This window comes from Dehalococcoidales bacterium (assembly GCA_028716225.1).
GTDB lineage: Bacteria > Chloroflexota > Dehalococcoidia > Dehalococcoidales > UBA5760 > UBA5760.
This window is the reverse complement of the sequence record JAQUQE010000141.1, coordinates 1-2777: the sequence shown is the minus strand read 5'-3', so window position 1 is coordinate 2777 and position 2777 is coordinate 1. Positions and strand designations below refer to the sequence as shown.

Genomic DNA, 2777 nt, shown 5'->3' with positions numbered 1-2777 from the left:
CGTCCCGATGCCGACGTTGCCGGAAGCAACCGCTAAGCCTACTCCCGAAGAAGCTCCAGTTGAGCCATTATTGATGGTTAGACCGTTAGGATTTAAAACCATTCTATAAGCGCCACTGTTATAAAAGTACGAATTATTAACTGTTGCTAAATATATTGAGCCGTTATCAGTTGATAAATAATTATTGCTATTGGTTCCTAAATAAAGCGTTGCGTTTATCCTCCCGTTACCATTAACATCCAATTTTTGCCCCGGACTCGTCGTCCCGATGCCGACATTGCCACTGCCAGAAATTGTCACTAAGTTTGGGTAACCATAAAGGCCGAGATTTAGTTGATTACTTGAGCTCCCATCGCCTGCATGGTAGTAGCTAATTTCTGCTTGATTATAATTGGAAGCTGCTTTCCCAAGCGTGAGAAAGTAACTTGAGCTAGCACCAAGATTACTGTTAAGGATAGATAATGCTCTTGTAGTATCCGTGCTATTTCCCAATCTATGCCCACTTGTAGCCGTAGCTCTGAAAGTTCCAGAAACATCCAGCTTCGCCCCCGGCCCCGTCGTCCCGATGCCGACGTTGCCGGAATCTTTATCAATAGTGAGATGTAGATTGCCGGCTCCACCTGCTCCAAGATTTAAATCTTGAGTTGACCAAATATTTGTATTCCATTCATATGCTCCATTTCCTCTAATTCCGCCCTCCACTGGGCCGTATGAAGAATACCAGTGGTAAAAGTCGCTTCCCGCTGGATTATCTCCAGCTCTTTGTGCATATATTAAATGTGTTGCTCCGGGAGATGAACGGTAGGTATGTAATACTGCTCCCGGATTTGTCGTCCCGATGCCGACGTTGCCGTTTTTTAAGGTCATTACATTAGTTAAAGTTGTTCCATCCCAGGAATCAAAATCTAACCTCGGATTTGCCCCTCCCCCAATCCCGTAAGCAATTACGTTTTCACCCTGACCTGTAGAAGGATTCCAAGCCATTGCGATTCCAGTAGTAAATGAAGCCGACGGTGTGTATGCATAGCCATTGCCCGCGTTACCTCCAAAGTAATACCATGAACTTGCCCCGCCAGCACCACTGACATGTAAACCCCCAAGGGGCCCCGTCGTCCCGATGCCGACATTGCCGCTTTTAAGGGTCATAATGGGAGAACCTAAGCCATCTCCGTTAGAAAATATAAAAGGATTGCCGCTACCTAGGCTTTGATCATCCATTCCTAAGGACCACTGCACCGCTGTTCCATCCCTGAACTGTATTATAGGATCGGTTAAGCCAGCTCCGTTTACTAGGATATGGCCACCGTAAACTTCTAATTTCTGCCCCGGCATTGTTGTCCCGATGCCGACGTTGCCGTCAACGGCCAGCTTGGCGGTGGCGCCGCTCATCTGGCCGGCCGAGTAGCCAATACCGGCCGCTCCGGCGGTGGTGAGGGAAAGAGTGGCATAGGCCGGATCAAGGTAATAGGTGTCGTTAGCCGAATCCGCAAAGCGTTCCGCTTTTATATTGCCGGTAAAGAAAGCGGAAATTGGGCCCGGCGGAGTGCCGCTGGTGCCGGCGGCGCCGGTGTCGGTGTAGTAGGGAGAAGTGGTTTGCCAGTATTGGTCTTGGCTGTTACTGCTTCTTCCAAAAACGCGGTAGTTGGCGGCGCCGGGAACGGCCACCCAGGAAATTTGGCAGGCGGTGGTGGTGGAGCCGTCAACCGTGCAGGAAACCTGGCTTGATTTGTTTGAGGAAAGGCCGTTAGCGTCAAAGGCGTTAACCACATAATAGTAGGTGCCTGCTACCAGGCCGCCTCCTGAAGCGGGGTTGGCGGTTACTCCGGTGGGGGCAGGCAGGGCGCCAAAATAGGAAGCGCCGCCGGCAACGGTTAATTTTGAACCCGGGCTGGTGGTGCTAATGCCGATGCGGCCGTTGGCGGCTTCGTAAATTAGGGAATTGGTAATCGTGTCGGCGTCAAGCATTTTGGGAATGTAGTTGGCCGAGGTGCCGGAATAATCAACCAACGTTGATCCCCAAACCCGGGAGTCAATGGTTCTTTGTTGGACAATATTGCCGCTGTGGGTTAAAACTGTATTGGTGGCGCCGGTTGTCAGGGTGGCGATTTTTAAATTGCCGTTAATGTCCAGTTTTGCCCCCGGAGTTGTTGTCCCAATCCCCACATTGCCTTTTAACAATGTCTTGGTAATTGAATCATTTCCCAAGACGACGCTATTACTTCCCGCTCCGATTGCTGAAGCTCCAATAACAATTTCATTGGTTCCTCCGGCGGCATTGGCTCTAGTGTCATAGCCCAGAAAGACAGAATTACTTGGTGTTGAGTTGGCTGTAGACCCATTGGCTAAATACCTTCCGGCATTCATTCCCAGAGCGATGTTGTAGTTGCCAGTGGTATTGGAGAAGAGGGCGTAGGTTCCCAGGGCGGTGTTGTTATTGCCAATGGTGTTGGCGTAGAGGGCGAAGTATCCCAGGGCGGTATTTTGGTAGCCAGTGGTGTTGGAACGGAGGGCGACGTTTCCCAGGGCTGAGTTGCTGTAGCCCTCGGTGTTGTCGTAAAGGGCGGAGTCTCCCAGAGCGATGTTGTAGTTGCCAGTGGTGTTGGAACGGAGGGCGGAGACTCCCAGGGCGGTATTTTGGTAGCCAGTGGTGTTGGAACGGAGGGCGGAGACTCCCAGGGCGGTGTTGTTGTTGCCAGTGGCGTTGGCGTAGAGGGCGTAATCTCCCAGGGCGGTGTTGCCGCTGCCGGCGGGGTTGGAGTGAAGGGCGGAGTGTCCCA

At 51.4% G+C, this 2777-nt stretch carries 1 protein-coding gene; it reads right to left on the bottom strand.

The annotated features are described in order from the left end of the window. Positions 1-2777 (bottom strand): hypothetical protein (locus PHI12_14930; protein MDD5512077.1); only part of this gene is annotated, 2777 nt, incomplete at both ends.